The 22,390-nt window shown below is 41.0% G+C and carries 24 protein-coding genes; 14 read left to right on the top strand and 10 right to left on the bottom strand.

The annotated features are described in order from the left end of the window. Positions 1–11 precede the first annotated feature (11 nt). The gene (locus tag NH399_RS05220; protein WP_253037579.1) at positions 12–1,922 is read left to right on the top strand and encodes a hypothetical protein; all 1,911 of its coding nucleotides are present in this window, start codon (positions 12–14) and stop codon (positions 1,920–1,922) included. Between the two features lie 234 nt (positions 1,923–2,156). Next, the gene (locus tag NH399_RS05215; protein WP_253037578.1) at positions 2,157–3,452 is read left to right on the top strand and encodes a hypothetical protein; all 1,296 of its coding nucleotides are present in this window, start codon (positions 2,157–2,159) and stop codon (positions 3,450–3,452) included. Between the two features lie 69 nt (positions 3,453–3,521). Here the strand turns inward: NH399_RS05215 and queG are convergent, their stop codons facing one another. Further along, positions 3,522–4,667, bottom strand: a complete 1,146-nt coding sequence (gene queG / locus NH399_RS05210; RefSeq protein ID WP_253037577.1) for a tRNA epoxyqueuosine(34) reductase QueG — start codon at positions 4,665–4,667, stop codon at positions 3,522–3,524. 202 nt (positions 4,668–4,869) lie between these two features. Here queG and NH399_RS05205 point away from each other — a divergent pair, with 202 nt between their 5' ends. Beyond that, on the top strand, positions 4,870–5,388 hold the full coding sequence (locus tag NH399_RS05205; RefSeq protein ID WP_253037571.1) for a peroxiredoxin: 519 nt from the start codon (positions 4,870–4,872) through the stop codon (positions 5,386–5,388). 3 nt (positions 5,389–5,391) lie between these two features. Here the strand turns inward: NH399_RS05205 and NH399_RS05200 are convergent, their stop codons facing one another. Then, entirely contained in the window at positions 5,392–6,006 is a 615-nt protein-coding gene (locus NH399_RS05200) for a hypothetical protein (protein ID WP_253037569.1), read from the bottom strand. Positions 6,007–6,449: 443 nt separating this feature from the next. Here NH399_RS05200 and NH399_RS05195 point away from each other — a divergent pair, with 443 nt between their 5' ends. Then, positions 6,450–6,749 (top strand): hypothetical protein, encoded by a 300-nt coding sequence (locus NH399_RS05195; RefSeq protein WP_253037567.1) that lies wholly within the window; start codon positions 6,450–6,452, stop codon positions 6,747–6,749. Positions 6,750–6,794: 45 nt separating this feature from the next. Here NH399_RS05195 and NH399_RS05190 read toward each other — a convergent pair whose 3' ends face one another. Continuing rightward, positions 6,795–7,400 carry a hypothetical protein gene (locus tag NH399_RS05190; RefSeq protein WP_253037565.1) on the bottom strand — a complete coding sequence of 202 codons (606 nt, stop codon included), beginning with the start codon at positions 7,398–7,400 and terminating at the stop codon, positions 6,795–6,797. A 585-nt stretch (positions 7,401–7,985) separates the two neighbouring features. Between NH399_RS05190 and NH399_RS05185 the strand changes: the two genes are divergently transcribed. From NH399_RS05185 to NH399_RS05175, 3 genes are all read left to right on the top strand, one after another. Next, a complete protein-coding gene (locus tag NH399_RS05185) occupies positions 7,986–9,041 on the top strand; it encodes a hypothetical protein (protein ID WP_253037563.1) in 1,056 nt (351 codons plus the stop codon). A 138-nt stretch (positions 9,042–9,179) separates the two neighbouring features. Continuing rightward, a complete protein-coding gene (locus tag NH399_RS05180) occupies positions 9,180–10,061 on the top strand; it encodes a GyrI-like domain-containing protein (protein WP_253037561.1) in 882 nt (293 codons plus the stop codon). Between the two features lie 30 nt (positions 10,062–10,091). Continuing rightward, entirely contained in the window at positions 10,092–10,466 is a 375-nt protein-coding gene (locus tag NH399_RS05175) for a hypothetical protein (protein ID WP_253037559.1), read from the top strand. Positions 10,467–10,554: 88 nt separating this feature from the next. On the opposite strand, the gene NH399_RS05170 is transcribed toward NH399_RS05175, so the two are convergent. Then, positions 10,555–10,842, bottom strand: a complete 288-nt coding sequence (locus NH399_RS05170; RefSeq protein WP_253037557.1) for a hypothetical protein — start codon at positions 10,840–10,842, stop codon at positions 10,555–10,557. A gap of 187 nt (positions 10,843–11,029) precedes the next feature. Between NH399_RS05170 and NH399_RS05165 the strand changes: the two genes are divergently transcribed. The 3 genes from NH399_RS05165 to NH399_RS05155 all read left to right on the top strand — a co-directional run bounded on the left by NH399_RS05165 (position 11,030) and on the right by NH399_RS05155 (position 12,584). Then, complete coding sequence (locus tag NH399_RS05165; protein ID WP_253037556.1) at positions 11,030–11,434, top strand: GFA family protein; 405 nt, start codon at positions 11,030–11,032, stop codon at positions 11,432–11,434. A gap of 191 nt (positions 11,435–11,625) precedes the next feature. Continuing rightward, complete coding sequence (locus NH399_RS05160) at positions 11,626–11,964, top strand: hypothetical protein (RefSeq protein WP_253037554.1); 339 nt, start codon at positions 11,626–11,628, stop codon at positions 11,962–11,964. 188 nt (positions 11,965–12,152) lie between these two features. Beyond that, a complete protein-coding gene (locus NH399_RS05155; protein ID WP_256489305.1) occupies positions 12,153–12,584 on the top strand; it encodes a BLUF domain-containing protein in 432 nt (143 codons plus the stop codon). Between the two features lie 12 nt (positions 12,585–12,596). Here NH399_RS05155 and NH399_RS05150 read toward each other — a convergent pair whose 3' ends face one another. Next, a complete protein-coding gene (locus NH399_RS05150; protein WP_253037552.1) occupies positions 12,597–12,797 on the bottom strand; it encodes a hypothetical protein in 201 nt (66 codons plus the stop codon). A gap of 240 nt (positions 12,798–13,037) precedes the next feature. Between NH399_RS05150 and NH399_RS05145 the strand changes: the two genes are divergently transcribed. After that, positions 13,038–13,418, top strand: coding sequence for an STAS/SEC14 domain-containing protein (locus NH399_RS05145; RefSeq protein ID WP_253037550.1), 381 nt, complete (start codon positions 13,038–13,040; stop codon positions 13,416–13,418). A 178-nt stretch (positions 13,419–13,596) separates the two neighbouring features. Continuing rightward, on the top strand, positions 13,597–13,917 hold the full coding sequence (locus NH399_RS05140; protein WP_253037548.1) for a hypothetical protein: 321 nt from the start codon (positions 13,597–13,599) through the stop codon (positions 13,915–13,917). Positions 13,918–14,051: 134 nt separating this feature from the next. Here NH399_RS05140 and NH399_RS05135 read toward each other — a convergent pair whose 3' ends face one another. From NH399_RS05135 to NH399_RS05115, 5 genes are all read right to left on the bottom strand, one after another. Then, on the bottom strand, positions 14,052–14,645 hold the full coding sequence (locus NH399_RS05135) for a hypothetical protein (protein ID WP_253037547.1): 594 nt from the start codon (positions 14,643–14,645) through the stop codon (positions 14,052–14,054). Between the two features lie 193 nt (positions 14,646–14,838). Continuing rightward, a complete protein-coding gene (locus NH399_RS05130) occupies positions 14,839–15,927 on the bottom strand; it encodes an AraC family transcriptional regulator (RefSeq protein WP_253037545.1) in 1,089 nt (362 codons plus the stop codon). 100 nt (positions 15,928–16,027) lie between these two features. Beyond that, positions 16,028–17,248, bottom strand: a complete 1,221-nt coding sequence (locus NH399_RS05125) for a serine hydrolase (protein WP_253037543.1) — start codon at positions 17,246–17,248, stop codon at positions 16,028–16,030. A gap of 202 nt (positions 17,249–17,450) precedes the next feature. Next, the gene (locus tag NH399_RS05120; protein ID WP_253037542.1) at positions 17,451–18,095 is read right to left on the bottom strand and encodes a hypothetical protein; all 645 of its coding nucleotides are present in this window, start codon (positions 18,093–18,095) and stop codon (positions 17,451–17,453) included. Between the two features lie 193 nt (positions 18,096–18,288). Continuing rightward, a complete protein-coding gene (locus NH399_RS05115; protein WP_253037538.1) occupies positions 18,289–18,597 on the bottom strand; it encodes a hypothetical protein in 309 nt (102 codons plus the stop codon). Between the two features lie 795 nt (positions 18,598–19,392). Here NH399_RS05115 and NH399_RS05110 point away from each other — a divergent pair. Continuing rightward, positions 19,393–21,627 (top strand): M3 family metallopeptidase, encoded by a 2,235-nt coding sequence (locus NH399_RS05110; RefSeq protein ID WP_253037529.1) that lies wholly within the window; start codon positions 19,393–19,395, stop codon positions 21,625–21,627. 267 nt (positions 21,628–21,894) lie between these two features. Beyond that, on the top strand, positions 21,895–22,224 hold the full coding sequence (locus NH399_RS05105) for a phage antirepressor KilAC domain-containing protein (RefSeq protein ID WP_253037527.1): 330 nt from the start codon (positions 21,895–21,897) through the stop codon (positions 22,222–22,224). Positions 22,225–22,390: the final 166 nt, after the last annotated feature.

The raw sequence follows: 22,390 nt of genomic DNA, 5'->3' as shown, positions 1-22,390 counted from the left end.
TTGAGGTCAGTATGCAATATAAAAATAAAACGATGCTTACACGCGCTCTAATGTTGTCTGTGTGTTTATCACTGAGCGGATGTGGTCCAAAGAAGCCGACCATTACGCCTCAGCAAATTGATCAAGCGCAGCAAAATGGCACTTTAAATGAGCTGTACGAAAAAGTGCAGCTAGAGCTACAACAGGCCAGCGGGAGTCGGCGCGAAACACTCAATGGCATTTCGGCGCAGATAGCTGACCGTATTGCGTTGAAGTTACAACAGCAGATTTATCAGCAAGTTGAAGATGAACGTTTGCCAGAAGGCGTTGCGCCATTAGAAAGACTGCAGCAACTCAAGCAGCAGACTGAGCAAATTAAGCGCTGGAGCGAATCTCGTTATTCCGAAACGCGCAAAAAAATGACCAATGAAGCGACGCAGACGCAAGACGTACTGTCGCAAAAGTTATTGGCGGTCAGCAAGATCCCTGCCTCAGATCAGGTAAAACGTATTGCAGCGATGGAAAAAGCGGCACGGATCGCTGGTGAAAACAGCCGCCACTACCAAAACTTTGTGAATCAAAAACAACAAACCATCGATAACTGGTTAGCTCAGGTTGATCAGGCGACGGCTAAGCGAGAGTACGCGGTTGCTCAAACCTATTTACGTAAGGTGATTGGGCTTGAGCCAAAGAACGAACAAGCCAAAAAACGCCTTGCTTCATTGCAACAGCAAGAGTTCTCATCTGTGTTTCGCCAGTCTTTAGAAAAAGGCCAACCAGAAAAAGCCTATGAAGCCTTTATGAGTATTGCGCAGACACCCATGTTTGAATCCGTGAAGGCATCACTGGGTAACAGTATTAAATTATTGGTTCGCTTTTTTGAAAACCAGGGACTGCAAGCCAGTTCGAAAGGTGCCTTAAAAGGTGCTTACAAAAGTTTTACCAAAGCGCGAAATATTCAGCAATTAATTGGCGAACCTCTGGGATCAGAAGCCGAGTTTCATTTTTTACGTAAGATGGTGAATCTGGCTGCCAACCGAGGTAAAGAAAAACGCTACGGCGAGCAACTGGCTTATCTCGAAATCGTTGCAGGCTTTAACCCTGAGTATCCTGGCATTCAAACTCAGTTGCATAAAACCCGTGAGTTTTTAGTGAAGTACTCTTCGACTGTTTTGAAAGTAGAAGACTTTTCACAAACCGGAACTCATCATAGTGCTGGTAAATCGGTGGCGCAGAAAGTTTATGGCTGGGTTTTTGATAACATGAAAGGTGACATTGCATTGGTGCAGCAACATTCTGATTCTGTTGATGCTGATGCGCCGGGACGCCTGTTGGTGTTGCAAGGTGATATTTTGGAAGCCGGGGTAGAGTCGGATAATTCCAGCGGCCAAAAAACCATGCGTGTTGTTACAGAGACACAGCGTCAGCCTAACCCGGCTTATGCCAAATGGTTAAAAGACGGTAAGGATGGTGCGGCTCCTGATGAATTTAATATTCTCGAAAAGAAAGAAGACATTACTGTAAATACTCAGTATTTACGCAAAACCGGTATTCTTTCTATTGCTTATCGTTTGGCAGAAACCAATGGCCAGGTAGTGGTTAATGAAAATGCCCGCGACAAAAAGCTGTTTGAGGGAGAAGGTAACGAAAGTGTAAGTATTGGTGAGTTTACATTGGAACGTAAGCGAGCTGAGTTGCCATCGGATATCGAAATCATGGAACAGTTGTCGGTAGAGGTCGCCACTCAAATTGGTGCCAAGCTGTCTGAGATGTTAAAAGATCCCGATATTCGCTATCAGGCGGCAGCAGAACGTCTATTAGCAGAAAACCAGTTAGAGGCGGGTAAGGATTATCTGGCTTATGCGTTGGCTATTCGCCAAGCCAAGCAAGGAGAAACTGCTGAGATTCGCAAGCAGCTCATCGAGACTGTTATGCAAGAATAGCCAGTCGTTCTTTATGATGTTATCAAAACCGCTCTTGTTAATAGAGCGGTTTTTTTATGTCTCGACAATTTTAAAAACGGAATTGAAAGTCAGTTGTATAAGGCGCTGCTTTCGTTGAGATAAATAGCCAAAACGTTAAATAGTTACGGATGATGCTCTATTAAAGTTGATGGTCTTCACATATTCCTGGATGACGAAGTGATAGGATCTTCCGATAGAAGGGAGTATTGAAAAATGAAATGTGTATTAGATGCGACAGTTGATTTTAGAAGATTGCTGCAATCAGATGATAATCATAAGTTGTTGACGTCCATATATGATAAATCTATGGTTGAACATCAGATTTCAGCATTGAAGCAAGCCGGCGTTCGTTCGCTTTTTGTGTTAGTGCTGCAGGATACTGATGTTAAGCACATTATTGCGCGAGTTGCTTCTCGTTATGGATTAAATCCAACGTTTTTGGAAGTGGACCCCGAAGTAGCAAAGCAAAAGCGTAGTCTTTTATTAGCACAGGCCTATATGAAAGAAGCGTTTATCTATTTGCCTGTGAATCGTTTAGTCTCCACCCAGCTACTCAAAGGTTTGTCTCGTTTTCCTGTGTCCAGTCACCAAATGGTTAGTCTGGTATACTCAGGTACTGAGCATCCTCAGACACAAATGAATAGCCTATCTCGATTGCATTATTCTCGTGGTCGTATTGTGGCAAAACGAACCAGTGACGATTGCAAAAGTGGTACCGACATTGGCGTGTACAAATGCACCCCCATCATCTTTAAGCTTATTGAACGTATGCCAAAGAATCGTCCTTTAAACTGGCATCAGATGATGCTGGTGATGAGTCGGGCAGATCGAGCATTGGTGTTTCCAACCAAGCAAAATCAGTGGGGCGTTATCGAAACCGCCATTGATGTAGATATGATTTCGCAGTTGAAGTGTGAGCAGCAAGTTAACAAGTTGCCATTATCGAGACTCGATCATGAAGTGTTGTCGCCTCTTTTCCACAAAGCCATGGCAGAAATGGTTAAGCATAAAGTAGAAGCCCCACTGTTGCTTAACAGCGTTATGAGCGCGATGTTGTTAGGATTGGCTATGATGATGATCGGTCAATGGGTGGTTGGAGTCATTGGTGCAGTTATTGCCGCAGTTGCATTCTTATGTTTACCTCTGCTCAAACTTTTGCCTGGAGACATCGAATTTAAATGGCCTGAAAGGAGCCATGCTCCGCTGCTGATTTTGACCCTTCAGGTAAGTGCTAATGTCATGTTAGCTTCTAGCATGGGGTTGGTGTTATGGCATCTGGTAGGGTTACTTATGATAGCTGCCAGTGCTTACTGGGTTTATGAGAGTCTTCATGCGGCAGATGATTTGCCCGAAGGCTTGGCGGGCAGCAATAAACTGGCTCTGGCCAGCGCCATTTTGGTCACCGCGATTGTGCCCGCAGCACTGGCATTGTTGATCGTAGGAGGCTTTGCGGTAGCCCATATCGCTTTACGTTTTAAGCATCAAGGATCCTTGTTGCTTCCTTCTTGATGATTGGCCGATCAATGAGGCTGGCTGATGGCTTCTCTGTTAGCCGCCTCAATCAAAAACTTCTTATTTTTAATGGAATTGCCGCAGCAGTTTTTGTGAGGTTCGTACCAGCTTTTTGTGTTCTTTGGCTTCAACGAATACGGGTATATGTTGTTTGGCGCGCTGCTCCTGTTGTTCAAGCGCCCATTGGATGTGCTCTTTTACCATGGCCGAAGAGGTTTGCTCCAGCCGAGCTTGCAAAGCCTTGATAATGTCGGCCTGGTAAGCGGCATTGCCTAGCGCAACGGCGAGGTTTCGTTGCCAACTATCGTGTCCAATGCGTCGAATAGGCGAGCCTTCTGTCTTGCGCAAAAATTCTTCTTCTGTCCATGCAAACAATGTTAATAAATCGGCATTTTGTAATTGATGGCGCGGATGAAAATCTTGTTCGTCGGTTGCTTTGGCAAATCGATTCCATGGGCATACTAACTGACAGTCATCACAGCCATAAATGCGGTTACCAATCAGAGGTCTAAACTCTTCGGGGATTGAGCCTTTTAATTCAATGGTTAGATAAGAAATGCAGCGACGGGCATCAATTTGATAAGGAGCAACGATGGCCTGAGTGGGGCACAAATTAATACAGGAGGTACAGGCGCCACATTGCTCTGTTTGAGGTTTGTCGGCTTCTAGCGGCAGGTTGGTATAGATTTCTCCAAGAAAGAAAAAAGAGCCTTCTTCGGGATTGATTAACATGGCGTTCTTGCCGATCCAGCCAATGCCTGCCTGTTGTGCATAAGCTCGCTCGAGTACCGGAGCACTATCCACAAAGACTCGATAATCGAAGTGCTGAGTTTCGGCTTTTATTTTTTCAGCCAGCTTGGCCAGCCGCTTGCGCATGAGCTTATGGTAATCGCGACCAAGTGCATAACGGGAGATGTTGGCTTTGTGGCTTTGAGTCAGTGTGCCGTCGAAATTAGCATTCTCGGGCACATAGTTCATACGTAGGCTGATAACTGACAGGGTATCTGGTACCAGTTCTTGTGGGGCACAGCGTAGTTGGGCTCGGGTTTCCATATAACCCATCTCGCCATGATATTGGTTTTTAAGCCACTGTTTAAAGTGCAATAAATCTTTGTCTAAAGTCGCTGCAGCAACGCCGACCTGCTGAAAGCCGAGTTCTTGTGCCCATTCTTGTAAGCGTTGTTTGAGTTCGGTGGCGTCAGTATTGGGCATGGTTTAGCTACGGCGACAAAAGGAGAGGGGGATTATATGATAATGCTAGAGGGGCTACCAGCGAACGGCAAGATCGGATCAGCCATATCTAACGTATAATTAGATGAAATACCTGGGTTTAAATGACTTTGGTGGCATTGTGGAGTGGCTGTGATACCGCTAGGATGTCGCCTGAGTATCAAAGAAATACGGAGTGGATATTATGGTTCGATTATTGGGTATGTTGTGGCTTTGCTTCACGGTGGCGACGGTTCATGCTAAAGATTTGACGGGGTCTTTGTTTCCAACCTATAAGTTGCAAAATCAGAATGGAGACTGGGTGTCGAATAAAAATTATGAAGGGCACTGGGTTGCCTACTATTTTTATCCAAAAGATCATACGCCTGGGTGCAGCAAAGAAACGACGAATTTTGCTCAGCAATACGAACAGATGAAAAAGCAAGGACTCGAAGTGGTGGGGGTGAGCCTGGATTCTGTGGAGTCTCACCTGTCCTTTGCTAAGGATTACAAGGTAAAGTTCAGTCTGTTGGCTGATGTGGATAAAGCGTTGTCATCCAAACTGGACATGGTTCGTTACTTGCCCTGGCCACATACACGACGCGAAACGTTGCTGGTAGATGACAAAGGCAATATTGTTAAGCACTACGAATCAGTTGATCCTGATACCCATACTCAAACTCTATTTGACGACTATCTGGCTATTAAGAAGTCGCTACAGTAGGAGTTACTCGGCCTGCGTATGCAGTACGCTGGCCGCATCATAGTACTGAGCAAAGGCTTGAATATAGCCTTGAGCTAGCATCTGATTGTAGCGACGTAAGGCCATTTGTTGTGCATCCGCATCGACTTTTTGTGAGGCAGGGAAGAAGCCATCTTTATAGAGTTCTAGCATAATACTGGCATTAGCATTACCCAGATTCTTTGCCAGATACAACCAGCTTAATGCTTCTGTTGTTGCTGCCTGCTTTGCCTTTGGTGACAGTTGCATGTTGTCAACATAGCTTACCATCACATTGCTCAATTCGATGAGTGAGTCACTGCTACCGTTTGTGGCTGCTTTTAAAAAGTATTCTTTGGCAGCGTCATAGTTCTTGCTCTTTTTGTATCGGAGGGCAAGTGCGTGTTGAGCATCTCGCTCATTTTGTTTATCTGCCAGACTTTTTAACTCAGAAACCTCAAGGATCTGATAGTCCTTGCTCTCGGACAATGCTTGTTGGTTTACGGCCGTTACTGGCTCATCAGGAGAACGAGCTTCTGATAGATAAAAGTAGCTGGATAGACCTACCACCAATAAAACAGGAAAAGTGAATCGCAACATGACGATGGGTACCTTTTTCAAATAGAACACTTTTTGTTCTTTCGTGTTTTTATGGGCGATGTCTGGCTAAGACAACGCAATAAAAAATTCATTTATTTAAAAACACATAATGATTGTCGCTAGATAAGTAACTCTAGTTATGAAGAAGTTGCGGCATTGATAAGTGGGATTATGCACATCTAACAAAGTGTTGGAATTCCTGTGCTTAAAGGTGAGAGGGTGCTTACTCACAATGGAGTAATACTTATTTAACGTCACTTATGGGGAGAAAACTCGGCAATATTATGAATGTTGACTGGAATATTTGTATTTCCCGCTAATAATTAAGGTAGATATAGGAAAAATTCACAGCTAGAATAAAACCAGTTCTCGAAATGAAGTTCAAATATTTGTTTTTGAGATGTTTGATTTGCTGGCATTAGTAACCAACCCATTCTGGTTGGTGCCACTTACAGGAGTAGCAGATGAACAAGTTTGGCAACAACAATAAAAAGATAAAATCAGTACTTGCTGCAATGACAGGAAGCTTCTTACTATCGGGATGTGCGACCATGAGTCATAATGAGCCTCAATTGGAGCACCATAGCTATCAGACAGGTTATCAGGATGCCATTGCTGGTTTACCGATTAACTGGCGCAACAATTATTATGTGGTGATTGGCAATCGGCCTCAAAACTTCGATGAGAATGAATATCTTCGTGGTTTTGAGTTAGGAAGGATCGAGCTAAAGCCGAAACAGAAAGTAGTGACTCAGCCTGAGTAAATGATAGCGCCACAGCTGCAAGCATCAGGCTGCTGTGGCGAATAATTATTCGTTTGTTTCTTCGCGGTATTCTTCTATAGCATCCAACATTGATTCTGAGGATTTCATAGCGTTCTGATGATTTTCTTTGATGTTGCTCGCCAGCTTAAGTAGCGTTTTATAGTATTCATCTTCCAGAAGCTGATATCTTTGGTCTCCTGTCTGAATAAATAGATCACGCGCTTCTTCAAATTTAGCCATTCTTTCATTATTGAGCTCTAAAGTATCAATGACGCTTTTGAACCATAAATAGGTTTCTATGATGAGCTTCTTTAGTTCGGGATCAGAGAGTTTGGCCAACAAAGTAGCGTTGCTTTCGTAAACGGTAAAGTAGTCGCTTTTGGCAAAGAAATAATGATCAAAAACCTGATTGCTTGGATGCTTCTTGATTTGGTTGCCGATGTTTTTCTTGTAGAGTTTTACCAAAGCATTAATTTCGTCGTATAGACTGTCTAATATATTGTTAACTTCAACTGATTGATTTTCTTTGTCTAATAGTATTTGGCTGGCGTAAAGCCTGCGGGTCGCTATGAAGGAGAATATGCCGCCCACCAACGCTCCCAAAATTGAGCCGGTAATGGCCAAAACTCCAATAAATAAAGTTATTTCCATAACTTAAGAATACCTCGTAATATAAACTTTGTTATTATGCTTGATAAGACACCGTGCAATCAGGGAAGTTGTAATCTGAAACTCATACACCGTACTTTGTTTGAATAATGACCTAAGACTGAAGTGGGAAACGAACCCCGTTAAGCTAAGCTGCACCTGAAGCCAGTACAATGGTTGCCGCCATTGTAAACCTTCTGTAGTAGTTTAGGTAGACCATTTATATGTTTTTGGGGAATTATTTGGAAGGGAGGAAGGGGCAGAAAAGTACTTCGAGTGGTGTGGGCGTTGCAAGCCAACGAATAACCATGCTGCTTGAAAGGCAATGGGTGTAGTGGTTTTGGTGTTTTATCCATTATAATGTGCCTTGGCGTTTTAAGACTAAAAAAGTTGCCGTTTTTTATTCAAGGAAAGTAAACAGCAACAAAACAATGGCTTAAGGTACTTTGTTGAGCGGAGCTGCTCATGCCTAAGTTCCTTCATACCATTGATATTTTATTCGGACTTAATGTGCATTCGTGATTTTTCTCATTGCTGTTGAGAACTGGAATTTTAGCCTGTATCAGGCTTTTTATAATGAGGTTATTTATGAGCTTTGCATTTTGCAAAAGAGGACTTCTGTTTTTATCTATTTTCGTATTGGTGTCTTGCGCAACCGTTCCTAAAGGCGTGGACCATTTTAAACAATATAAACAACATTTAGACAACGCCTCAAATCCTGACCATTTAATGCTGGCAAAAAAGTCGCTTGAAGCCGCTATTGAAGAGTATGCAAATACTGATTTAGGAGACTCATTAATAAAATTGATGACCATCAATTTATCGGTGGGTAAGTTTGGTTATTTTTCGGAAAAAGAATATCGCTACTGGTATCAAAGAATGGGGAACGATCAAACCTTAGGGATGAAATATGAGTTTCAGACACTAGAAATGATCAATAAGCTTTACCGCGACACCCCAGAAAGTGTTGTTTCCTGGTACTCCAAAGCAAAAGAGTACTGTAATGATACATCTTTACTGACCTCACTGGACGAAGAAGTCGGATTAAAAGTACGTGCTGCTTTAGATTGTGTTCTTGAAAACATCGCATCGGAAAAGCAAGCCCAGCAACTCTATGCTTATAAGCTTCAGTTCTTTGATCCGAGAGAAAATGCTAAGAAGAAAGCTCAAGGTTTCGAGCTACTGGCTGATGGCCGTTCAGAGCTTAGCGCCTTATCTAATGAGCAGCAAGAAGCATTGTATATGGCTTATGTTCAGATCTATAGCGTCAACCATAATATTGATGCTCCTCGGCTAAAAGATGTTGTTCCTGTCGGGTATTATGAACAACTAAAACCTTACATTTCTTTATCAAGCAGTGGTAATCGAGAAGATCGTATTAAAGCCAATGACGCCGCAAAAAAGTTACTGGAAAATCCTACCATACCAGGAAAGCACAGAGCTGGATTACTCTATATGTTTATTGTTAGCAGTAGCAACGCCGATGATTATCAAGACGTTCTTTATTTTATCTCTGAATTTAGAGATTTACCTGAGAGTAAAGAGAAAAATGCAGAGGAGTTCTTGTCTTATACCGAGAGCCAGGCGCTTTCAGGACTCGGAAAAACAAAACAAGCCATTTCTATTCTCCGACATAAACTTTAGTTAAAAAACGGGTGTGGCGGCAAGTTTCACCCGTTTCTCTTCTTGTGTTTCTTAGCCAGAAAAATAATAGCATAAAAGCAATATATGTCAGGTTTATGAGATAGCTAAACAGTACACTTCCAAACATTGGGAGGTGATATGAATAGACACACCAGCCTAACTTATAGGCAACGATTTGAAAGTATTCTGGATTATATCGAAAAGCATCTTGATGATGATCTTAGCCTGGATACCTTGAGTAGCATTGCTGGTTTTTCTCGGTTTCATATTCATCGGCAGTTTTATGCTTATATGGGAATGAATCTGGGACAATATGTTCTAGGCTACCGACTTAAAAAAGCATCCTACCTGCTTGCTTTTCGCCACTCTTTAAAAGTGATTGATATTGCAATGATGGTCGGGTTTGATAGTCCAGAGTCATTCAGTCGCGCCTTTAAAAGATGGACAGGAAAGACGCCTTCTCAATATCGAAAAGCACCCGATATGAACGGGTGGCAAGTGTTTTCGGCTGAAGTATCGCAAAAGAGGGCTAATATAGTGAAGATCAATAAGCAAAGCATTGAAATAGTCGAGTTTAATGAAACTCCCATCGCCTTATTCATTCATCAAGGACCGCAAGAAACAATTTTTGAGTCGGTCAAAGTATTTATTGAATGGCGCAAGCAAAATAAATTATCTCCAGAGCGTAGTCAGACGTATAATCTATTGTATGACGATCCAGAATCGGTTAACGCTGAAGAGTATCGCTTTGGTATTGCAGCTTCCTGCGGTAGTAAAGTGATATCTAGTAATGAACAAGGAGTTATTGCTTCCGCTATTCCTGCGGGGCGTTGTGCTTTATTAAGGCATATTGGTAGTGATGAAACTCTTGCAGACTCGATTCGATATTTATACTCTGAATGGTTACCTCAAAGTGGTGAAGGCTTAAGAGATTTTCCTTGTTTTTTACACCGAGTTGCTATGTATCCCGATGTGAATGAGAGTGACGCGGTCATTGATATTTATTTGCCTTTGGAATAAAAGAAAACGATTTTATTGGAGTTTCGATTTATGTGGATGGCAAGAACAGTCGCAGTTCTATATCTTATATCTGGAATTTGGTGCATTGTTAATCCTGTGCTTTCTGCGAGCTACTTAGGGTTAACCCTAAGTAGTGCAAAAGGTTTATCAGAGTATTTTACTGTATACGGTGGATTACAAATAGGATTGGGTTGTGCCTTAATCATTGGTATACATAAAGTTGAACTACGCTTAGCCAGCTTAGGATTTATGATGGTCGTATCTGCTGTGTTATTAGGAGCTCGATTAATCAGCTTCTTGCTCTACTCTTCCGCTTTATGGCCGTTAGCTATTGTCGAAGGCGTTATTGTTTTGATGCTGCTTTTTGAGTGGAAAATGTGTAAAAAAAAGCTCACCGAAAGTTAATTCATGGTGAGCCGATAACGCCAAGCTAACGTTTGCTCATCCTTATACGTTATCGGGCTTAGTATAGAGCAATAGAAGCTAGAAAAAATTAAGTCTCTTCTTTATATGTTTCTCGTAAGTTGTCGATCATCATGACGCCATATTCCGGTATACTGATGACATCAAAAAAAACATTGAAAGTTTTTTCTTGACGCAGTCTGATAAAGTGACACTCTGGCATCTCTCCTGCTTCCGCTTCCATTTCCAGTTCGTCATAACTTGCTCCACGAACGGGGATAAATTCTACTCGTCCTGGATTATTAGGAATAAAAGGAGAAAAAAGACCCACTACTTCATCCTGGAACATAAACTCAAAAGAAAACTCTGGATCGTTCATTGAGAATAACCTTCAATTGTTAGGTCAATGGAACTTAAGGCTGCACTATAAAATAAAGTCATTCATCGTGAAACTATTATTTTTTACATCAAGGAGTTGCTGAAGGTTTATGTGCAATGAAAAGGTTGTTTAACGCTAAAAAATCACTTATTGTTCTTCCTCATTAAATTTCAATTTATGAATCATTATGTACACAGGATCATGTTTGTGTGGGGCGGTAGAGGTAGAAGTTACCGGAGCTATCGGAAGTATTATTCATTGCCATTGTTCTCTTTGTCGTAAGTCATCAGGAACTGCCTATGCCACTAACGGCTTTGTGGCGTCGGCAGAATTCCGAATAGCCAAAGGTGCAAGCAAACTCAAAGCGTATGTTTTTAAACCAGGAAGAGAAAGGCATTTTTGTAGTGATTGCGGCTCTCCTGTCTACAGCTCTAACGCCGATAATCCAGACTATATACGCATCAGATTGGGTATTCTAAATGATGATATTTGTGAAAGACCCATGTCACATAATTTTGTCACTTCACGTGCAAACTGGGACGATTTAGATGCTGAATTGCCTCGTTATGATGAATTTGAGCCGGGGCGGTGATAAAGTGAGTTCTAAACAGTTAGCCTTAACCTACTGAGTCGTAACTACTTTGATGGTTTCAGGACAGGCAGGCATTGGATAAAGTAAATACTGCCCCGGAGGATTTGTTCCTATTTGGAATTTATATCTATACTTAATAGGTAGTTCTTGTAGTGAACCTAACACCTATATGGATAATAAGGGGAGGGGCGATGAAAAGTTATCCTTCATTACCTAGTGATAAAAAGCTCAAGGTTGTCTGTCGAATCGAACCGGGTAGTTTGGGGCCTGACGGTGCTGGTGTTGTTAGCGAATTTTGTCAGTTTGCACAGGGCCAGGTGGCTATGTACGACGTCGGTTTTATGAGTTGGGAAATTCTTCCTAGAGTTGATAAGTCTCTTCCAGAAATTGAGTATCGCGTAGGTAATAAAAACTTGAACCATAGCTATGCTTCTCGTTATTTAAACGCATTTGATATGGATATCGATACATTTGAAGCTGATGCCAGTGATCGATTGACAGATCTTATTATGGAGTTTGTGAATCAATAAGCGGCGAGTATTGGAGTCGTTTATTTTTTGATAGTCAGTCGATGGCAGAAAAGGAGTTCGTGCCTAGTTATTTTTCTTTGCTCAGTAAAAAGCTTTACAAACCTTAGACAACCAGTTTACGGGTATGGAAGTTTTTGCTGTATCTCTCTAGATTTTTAGTAAGGCTAAAAAAGGAGTTCTATATACCAATGTATGAGCTTATTTATACGAGCGTTGCTAATATGAAGTTTGATGATAAGTCTCTTATTAGGCTGTTAAATATAGCAAGGAGTCGAAATCAAGGATATGGAATAACTGGAATGCTAATTTATTATAATCAAGAGTTTATCCAGTTATTAGAAGGCCCGAAGACGGCAGTTGAACAGGTTTTTCCTCTCATAAGAGATGATGATAAGCACCGAACCATTAATGTTGTTTATGAGGGCGATATTCAGTCTCGTGCTTTTGCAAACTGGTCGATGGCTTTTAAATCAGTTAACCACATCAATGAGCTGGTCACCGATGGTTATCGCGACATTTCTCATCCAATTTCTTTGGGAGATCTTTGTTATAAAAATCCCAATGTCGGCAGAGAGATTTTTATGCTTCATAGAGAAATGTTGTTAGGAGTCACTCAATAATTTGTCATCGACTTATGCTGTCTTTTGTTGATGAAAGTCATTCACTCCATCAAAATAACCCTGAGCAAAGGCCGCAAAGATATCTTTTGACTGAGTGGTTGCATGTTGGCAATTGGGAAGATTCTGAAAAGGAAGATTCAAAGACACATCCATTTGTAATCCCGATCGATACCCCGATTCATAAGCACATCCAGGGCATTTATTTTGACTCATTCCTGAGCTATCGGTGGGAACTAGAGCTAAACTTTCTATTAACCTGTGTTGCTTATTACAAATGACCATATCAACTACTTATACTCAACAATAGGTACGTCTGAACTTTTGATTATAGCTCGTTTTTGAGATATTGAAATGCAAATTACTTTTTCTTTAACCTGATTTAGATCAAACAATACCTAAGGTAATTTAGATAGCATTTGTATTGGAGACAGATAGGACTAATGAGGGGGATTTATGAAAACTCAAAAGCATGGCATATCCGTAGGGATCGAGAGAGCTGATAACAACTTTATGCTAACCATTAAAGTCATAGGCAAGTTAACCCATGATGATTACGGCATTATGGTTCCATTGTTGGAGTCGGCACTTCAAGGAGTAAAGAATCCTCGAATTAAAGCGCTTATTGATGCTCAAGAACTGGATGGTTGGGAGCTACGTGCTGCTTGGGATGATCTAAAGTTGGGGCTTAAACATGGCAGTGAGTTTTCTAAGATTGCCATTGTTGGAAACCAAAAATGGTTAGAGTTAAGTACCAGGGTAGGGGCTTGGTTTATGAGTGGTGAGATTGAGCACTTTGACGAAATAGATACTGCTTTCAATTGGTTAGTCAAATAGTTGGTTTCTGCTTTTAATCCGTCAGGTGTTTGCTATTGCTCGGCGAGTGCTGGCTTTTCAGGATTTGATTGTGTGAGGAATTAGGCAGGAAACACGTATTTAATATATACTCGTTATGGGGTAGTTTGTTCCATTTAAGACGATTTTCGTCAGAGAGCAGCGAAAGAGGGTCAGCGAGATGGATCTATCAGATACCACGATGAAGCGGTTGATAGAGTGGTTGAGTCAGAGCACTTGGAACTCTAAGAGTAATCGAGATCTCAAGGCTTTTTATGACTTCATACACGCTTATGTGGCTGATTACGGTTATCAAATTGACCGCCCTCGAGAGCTCATTGAATATATTGCTGAGTATGGAAGGGTGGGAAAAGATACTTTTCTTTATAAAGTGATAGAGAGACGAATTTCCGAAATGACAATCATTCTTAAATATCTGGAATACGAAAGCTCCGGCGGAAAATCTCTGGAAGTCAGTTATTCTAAAACCGCTTATATGTAATCCTGTTGAAAAGATAAAAGCCGACCATGCAAAGTGACTTGCTTGCCTTGCTCGATTAAATTATTTACCTCCCCTAAAAGCAAACTTTAGAAGTCGTATTGTGCCAAACTCTAAAGTTTGGCACAGAATATCCTCTATTTTCGTTTAACTCTGTAGGCAACATAGCTGTCTACAGTGATCCAGAATCCCAATGTCTCGTACAGACGTTGCGAAACGAACTGATGCTTATCTTCAGATAGCTTCTCAATTTTTTCGTAGTATTGGTAAGGTCCAAAGTCATCCTGAGACTCTCCTGATGCTTCTATCAGCCCGTCACTGTACGTAAACTGACGACTATTAATGTCCCAACTAGAGCTTTCTGCGGCAAAGAAGGCCGTGGTGATTGCTTGTGAGGCAGGATCAAAAGTATTGAATACTGTGCCAAAGTACTGACTGGCTTTTTTGAGCTTGCGTAATTTGGGGAGATTTTCAGGATCGGCTTCGAATCCTTCTTTGAGCGAACGCCATTGATTTTTTTGCATTAACCCCGAAGAGTTTGTGCGGATTTTTAAAAAGAAAGGCTGCTCTTTGATGGAGAAGTCGGGACTCAATGAACGGTTAATCGCTAGCCAGTTTCCTTCCATAAAATCATAGTTAGACATCACTTCTCTGGCTTCTTCTGTCGGCGTTTGAGCCATGGAAGCGACCGAAATAAAAAGTGAGCTGAGCAGTAATACAAAATTTTTCATTATTGTTTCCTCTGATTTAGACACTACGGAGTGATTCCGTAGGCCTAACGTTAACGAGGAGTGCCCGCGATTGCGCCAATCTGATTTTGGTAAACGTTAACTTGGCTTGGCGCGGGATTTACGTTTTTCTAACTTATTGATATGTCACAAGAAGTTTTTGAGACTTTGCTTTAAGTTTTTTCTAGAAGTCTCGCTATGTTTGAGTGTGTTGTTGCTTCCTAAATTGAGAAGGCGTCATATTTGTGTGTTTTTTGAACGCGTTATTAAAAGAAGTCTTGTTGTTAAAGCCACACTCTAAAGCAATATCCGTTAGATTTCGACGCTTATTATCTGGATGTTTTAATAAGTTCTGACAATGTTGAATTCGTAGCTCATTGATAAATTCGTAGAAGTTTTTATTCAGGTTTTCGTTGAGTGCCTGCGAAAGGTGATGAGGGCTCACTTTTACTAGCTGGGCTAGCTCCGATAGTGAAAGTTCGTTGTTTAAAAACAATTCTTGTTCTTGGGTAATGCGCTGTACCTGCTGGCAGATATCATCAGCCTTTTGGTAGTTGAGGCTGGAGCGATCATATTTTCGTGTGCTTTCTATAATTGGCGTGTTAAATAGAATCTGCGGCTGCCTTGAGGCCATAAAGCCAATGGCAAACGTGTAGGCCGCTTCTAACAGGTAAAGATACTTAAATTGAATTTGAGCCATACCCTCTAGTGCCAATGAATTGAGCATAATGCTGCCAAGATCCAGTAGCGTGAGAATACCTAATCCGCTGAGCAAGAAATAAAGCCATCGAAGTCGATATTTATCGGTATTCGCAAAGTTAAGCTTGATGGTTTGGGCATAGTTTCGCAATTTTTTAATGGACAAAAAGTAGTAGCCACCGATCTGGAGAAAGCTCACAATATGAAGGAATGGAATGCCCCATGAAACATTGTAGAGACCAAAGGCAATCCACAGAGCGGGAAAAAGTAGCCATAAAAAGTGAACCATAATACTTGAGGTCGCTACTTTAGGCTGGGTCATTAAGATACAATAACAATAAATTACTGGGCCGTGGATAAACAATGGATAGATGCCCATGCGATCAAGAAACTCTGTATTCCATCCTTGCAGCTGTGCATAGCCGATGTACATAACTTGAGTCATCATCAATACAAGGATTGATAGAAATACATTGGCTTTAAAGTTACTGCGACGAGCTGTTAGCAACATGATGACTATCAGCAGTCCTTGGCCCATTGCCGCAGCAAGAATTATTTTTAACGCTTCCAAAAGTACCCAACCCATATTGCAAACATATTAGTTGGTATAATAATTAAAGCCTTCTTCTCTCGCAATGTTCGTATTACAGAACATTGCGAAGGGAGAGTGAAAGATTTCCCTTTAGTTATTGATGTTTTTTATGGGAAAGTGATGCTACGCCTCCCGACTTCTCAATCGCTTCAACTATTTTCATTGTAAAGTTCAGATAGCCGTTCCAGCCTTTAGCATTGGTCATCACCGCGATAGATAAATCTTTGCTCGGAATGAGTATTAAGATAGAAGAGGCACCCGCTTGTCGTCCTGTGTGTCCGATCATTCCTGGAACATACTTTGACCACAGCATGATACCATAGCCATACCTTGATTTATGTGGCATGGCATCTCTCCAACTTTTTTTAGATTTTATATCCAATGATTCGTTAAGTACTGGAGATGTCATTAAACTTTTTGTTTTTGGCAATATAAAACTATCGTTAAACGTTAAAGCAAATTTCACTAGATCACTGGAAGTCGAAAGATAGCCTCCGGCAGGCAAATTTTCGCTAACATCACGAGAGTCTGCTCGACGGATCGTTTTATCACGATTGAGTCGATATCCCGCAGCTCGATGTGGAATGATTGCCCAGGCGTCGTCAGCGAGTGTATTGTTCATCTTGGCTTTTTCGAAAATTGACATCTTTAACAGTGTGCGAAATTTTTGGCCTGATGCTCCTTGCATTACACAGGCTAAAATACGATATCCTAAAGAGGTGTATGACCAATTCGTATCGGGCTCAAATATAAGAGGATCATTCTTAAAAACGTCGAGAGGAGTAATCACATCCTGATATCGAGTTTGCTGACTTAGCTTTTCTTGTAATTCTTTCTTCCTTAAGTTTTCTAGTTCCTTAAGGTCTTGGGTTTCTTCTGATAACTTAGAAAAGTCAAGGTAGCCTCTAATACCCGCCGTATGGGTTAACAATTGTCTCGTTGTAACCTTTCTTTGTTTTTCAGGGAACTGTGGGCAGTAGGTTTGGATAGGTGTGTCGAGGTCAAGCTTTCCTTCTTCAGCCAATGCCATGGCTGATGTGGCTGTAAACCATTTAGCAATAGAGGCCGTTCTGTATTTGGTTTTTGTTGACGCGGGTACTTTGTTCTCTAGATCACTAAATCCAAAAGCATCTTCATAAACAATACGGTCTTTGTATCCGATTGATATTTGTAGAGAAGGTGTGCCAGTACTCGCTAGCTCTTGGCTTGCTAATCTGGCTATTTCTTTTTGCGTATGCACATCCAATTGTTTTTCGGCTGTAAACCCGTTATTTAAGCAAAGTGTAGAGATAAAAAGTACTAGCGCTTTTTTCATAGATGCTCCAAAATGACTGGCATTGGTGAGGATGTCGTTAATTTTTTCAACACTCTACTGATTCAAATTGCTTCTTTTATACTGATATATTTTGAGTTTCAGACTCTCTTCTAAACGTATTGAATGAACAAAAGGAGCTAAGAACGCTTCTAAGCGTTAAGTTTATTTTGGGTATCTTCCTACATTTTCTTTAAATGATAGATTACTTAATAATGTTTCCAATGATTAGCAAGGCTTTCTGGTACCACTTACCTTGTATTGAATAGGCTACATCAAGAGACACTTCTGGCTTGCAGTCTTTGGAGCTGGAGCAACTTCCTCTAGGATAGGCCCTCACAATAAAACTGGTGTTTTTCTTAGGTTTACCTGCTTTATGCGGATTGTCTTCGTCTCGACTGGTTGCTGATATCGTTAAAGTGCATTCCAGATAGGTTAGATAGTTTGAAGTATACGAAACGTTTTCCCCTTTCTCTGAGCTTAAGGAGTTGCCGTAGGATTTGCATCCTTTGTGTGGCTTCTCAAAGTCTCCTGCTACCGCGGTCACCACTTCTTTTCCATTCTTTACGATCTGAATGAAAATACCAGGATCGGGGCCTATGTAATCAGAATGGGCTACCGATACAATCTGGATTTTAGTTTTTGAGTATTCTGCATTATCAAAAGATAAGAACTTAAGTACAGAGCCTGTTCCTACAGCGGTTTCCATTGTAGTTTGTGGTGTGGGTACAAACATCAGAACGGCCATCGGGATTGAAAACAGCAGTAGATATTTAATAAATGAGCTTAATAAACTGGGATGTGGATTTGCTTCGCTTTGAGATTCGGATGAATGATTCCTTTGATTCATATTACTGCCTTTTCCTTGACGAGTGTGGGTTAGCTTAAGTATCTAGTATTTATATGGGAATAGCAAACTAGGTAAGTTCACGAGATGTGCTTATAGGGGAGTCAACAAAAAACATCTCATCTCTGTTATGGGCCTATATTTGGGGGGAGCTTAATATTTCTTGTAGGTATAATGAATAAGGTTAACTTTAATTCTACGTATTAGGTGGACCATAAAGCGCGTCTTCCCATTCTTCAAGTGGGGGAGACATTTCAAATGATGGATCACAGTATGTTCGAATGTAATCAGTCGCTCGTTTTTGTGCATAGGTGAAATTAATAACCTGGCCATAATCATCCATCTCTATATTATTAGCAAAAATAGCAAAGGCTATTTCGATAGCGCCAGGTTCTTCACCATATAGCGACAAGTAGTCTATGTCTTCCAGCATATAGTGAGTTCCGCTCGCCATAAAATAGGCGAAAGTTCTTAATGCACCGCTAAAGTCATTACTCAGTTTCATTTTTAGATGTAAGCCTCAATTTAAACTCAAACGCGAAAACATAATGTCTAGAAAGGATGGCCTTATCTGCACTTTCTGTAAATGCGCCATGGGAGCATTGTTATATTCCACAAGCCACTTATCTGTTATGTTTCGCATTTTTATCAACGTTCGAAACACATACATTTTAAGAATCTCTTCGTGACACCTTCTGTTGCCGATGTAGTGTACGTTAGAAAACTCCAAAAGAACATGTCATTGCTTTTGGAGTTTACGCAGCATTTTACCTTGTAAATTGATATAAGCTTGATGGTTGTGATTTACGAAATATGAATAAGAAATGATCAGTTTTCGAGGTCTTCGTAAAAATTGAATGAATTATAACCCGGTAAATAGTTTCAAATTGTGTCAGAAAACATCATCGGAATTTTGATGTTTATTTGACTTAACTCCTTTTGTAACAATGGGTTAGATTGAATGAGGGACGGCTGGAGATGCCCCGGTTACCCCTAAGTATTCAATAAATTCAATATTTGATGGATTGCACAATGATACACGCATGATAAAGGGTTTGGTTAGTCACTGATTTTCGGTAAGCTGTCTACCTTTTATCTCGCAGCTGTTTAATAGGCTTGGCCAAACTCCCAAAGCCGCACTTCTATTAGGTGTAACTCTTTGAGTGAGAGCCGTAGGGCAATAATAGGTGTTATGGTGAAGATAAACTATTGGCGATAACGAGATTTTATTAATAATCGGCTTGTGTTCATATTTACGCTAGCCCAAAAAATATAAGAATACTAACGGTGAGGAAGCTCTATGAATAAAAATCAATTTTCCCTAGTTTTGTCAGCCAGTGCTATTTCTATTGCACTGATGACCTCAGGATGCTCTTCGCAAGAAGAACAAAAAGCTGAAAAGCCTGCTAAAGTGGCAGAGGTTGCAGAGGTTGAAAAAGTGGCGGTGGAAGCGAACCCTCTTCTTAAGACTTGGAATACGCCATTTGGCGCTCCACCTTTCGCGGAAATCAAAACCGAACATTTTATGCCTGCGTTTAAAAAAGCGATGGCAAAGCACTTAGCTGAAGTCGATGCTATTGTAAAATCCGATAGCGTTCCTACCTTTGAAAATACTATTGAACAACTTGAATTGTCCGGGTCTGATCTGAGTCGAGTCGCTAGGGTTTTCTTTAATTTAACCAGCACTGAGTCTAACGATGAGATGCAAGCTTTGCAGCGTGAAATCTCACCGATGATAGCCCGCCATACGAATGCGATTCAAATGAATGAAGCCTTATTTGCAAAAGTGAAGACGGTTTTTGAAAATTTAGAAAAAAGCAACTTGAATGCCGAGCAAATCAGACTGGTAAAACGTTTACACAACGATGCTGTAAGAGCTGGAGCTGATCTTACGGGTGAAGACCGAGAAAAGTTTGCCAAAATTAATGAGCGTATCTCGAGCTTAACCACTGCGTTTGGTCAAAACATGCTTAATGATAGCCGCAACTTTAAGCTGGTGCTCGAGAAAACTGATTTAGACGGCATGTCGAAATCGATGATTGAAGCTGCCGCGGCGTCAGCGAAAGAGCAAGGATTAGAAGGCAAATATCTTATTACACTACAACGCTCTAGCGTTGAGCCATTCTTACAATTTTCTACCCGTCGTGATCTACGTGAGAAAGCTTTTAAAGGCTGGGCAATGCGTGGTGATAACGATAATGAGTTTGATAATAAAGCCATCGTTGAAGAAATCGTTAAGCTGCGAGCTGAGCGTGCAAAGTTATTAGGTTACAAGCATCACTCGGATTATGTCTTGTCAAATACTATGGCTTCATCACCGGAGGCGGCCATGGAACTACTGATGAAGATGTGGAAGCCTGCCGTCGCACAAGCTGAAAAAGAGAAAGCTTGGATCAAAGAGATAATGAAAGAGGAAGGCGCTAAGCACGAGTTAGCGGCTTGGGATTGGCGTCACTATGCCGAAAAAGTACGTAAAGCACGCTTTGATCTGGACCAAGGTGAAATTGCTCAGTACTTTGAATTAAACAACATGATTGAGGCCAAGTTTTATGTGGCTAACAAACTGTTTGGTTTAACGTTTGAAGAGCGCAAGGACATTCCGGTATATAATCCCGTCGTGCGAGTTTGGGAAGTGAAAGATGCTGCGAATAACTCGATTGGTCTCTTCTTCGGTGATTATTACGCACGTTCAACAAAGCGTTCTGGCGCGTGGATGAGTTCGTTTAGATCACAACAGAAGTTAGCTGGTGACGTTAAGCCTCTCATCATTAATAACATGAACTTAAATAAGCCTGCCGAAGGTGAAGCTACGCTTATGAGTTATTCTGATGCGGTGACACTGTTCCATGAGTTTGGTCACGCATTACACGGTTTGTTGTCGAATGTAACTTACCCAACGCTTGCTGGTACCAGCGTTTCACGGGATTGGGTTGAGTTTCCTGCGCAATTTTATGAGCACTATATTGAGCAATCTTCAATGTTGAAGAAGTTCGCTCGTCATTATAAAACCAATGAGCCAATGCCTGATGAACTTATTCAGCGTATTAAAAATGCAGGTACCTTCAATCAAGGTTTTGCAACCGTTGAATATACTGCGTCTGCGTTAGTCGATATGGCTTATCACTCGATGACAGAAGTGGATAAGATCGATGTTCGAGAATTTGAAAATAAAATCTTGAGTGAATATGGCAAGCCTGACGAAATCATTATGCGTCACCGTAGTACTCACTTCTCGCATATTTTTGCGGGTGGATATTCCTCGGCTTACTATGCCTATATGTGGTCAGAGATTTTGGATGCCGACGGATTCAATGCGTTTGTAGAGGCAAACGATATCTTCGATAAATCAACGGCAAAAAGATTGTATGACTATGTGTTCAGTACAGGTGATACCTTAAACTATGGAGAAGCTTATGTTGGTTTTCGTGGTAGAGAGCCATCTACTGATGCATTGCTAGAAGGTAGAGGTTTTAAGGCAAGTAAAACTAACACCGACAAACAAGCGAAAGGAACGTCTGATGTTAAAACTTTATAAGTGTCATTCTTCTGAGTAAGACATGAATCGTCTTTTATTGGCTTATTTGAATAGTGATTGCTGATATTTGATATCAGTGTTGCAGTACAAGAAAGGGCGCTTTAAGCGCCCTTTTTTTTAGTTAACAGGAAGTAGCAATGGGAGTTAAGATCTTTTCTCGTGGTAGTGAATAGGTCCCTCTTTTATTCAAGGGTTTTATTAAAGAGGAGTACTCTATCAAATTGAAAGATAAATTGTTTAAGAGATACACTGATGTTGGTGTGATGTTTGGATATATTGTGGGTGTCTTGTGCTTCAGGTGCTTTATCCATTACAGAAGGCGATAAGAAGTTAGGGATTAGATCTAAAAAAGATTTGAGAGATTGGATGTATGAGCATAACTGGATCTATCAGAACCCTAAGACCAAAGGAAAGTTTGTTTATCAGGATAAGGTTAACGAGGGTTTGTTAATTCATACCTCATTTGCTCAGTGCCATGCTTACGGTTATTCCGTTCGCAATCAAGTGAGAATCACGGCGAGAGGTCTCGCAAAGTTAACTGAGAAAGAGATTCAAAATGGTGATGTTAGAGCGAAGAGGTTAAAGCAAGCCCCTTGAGGGGCCTGCTAGATTCTTAAAGTTACTTAGTGGAAGTAGTCTCTTTTTCTACTTCTTTTAAACGATGATAGAGTGCAATTTTACTCATAAAACTTTTTAAGTAATGTTTAGCTGCTAACTGTCCATAAGGAAGCTCTACTTGAGAAAAATCTACAATCTCAGAGCT

It is taken from the genome of Pleionea sp. CnH1-48, assembly GCF_024124665.1.
Classification (GTDB): Bacteria; Pseudomonadota; Gammaproteobacteria; order Enterobacterales; family Kangiellaceae; genus JAMXSB01.
Note: the sequence above shows the minus strand (reverse complement) of the source record. Positions and strands in the feature narration are given on the sequence as shown.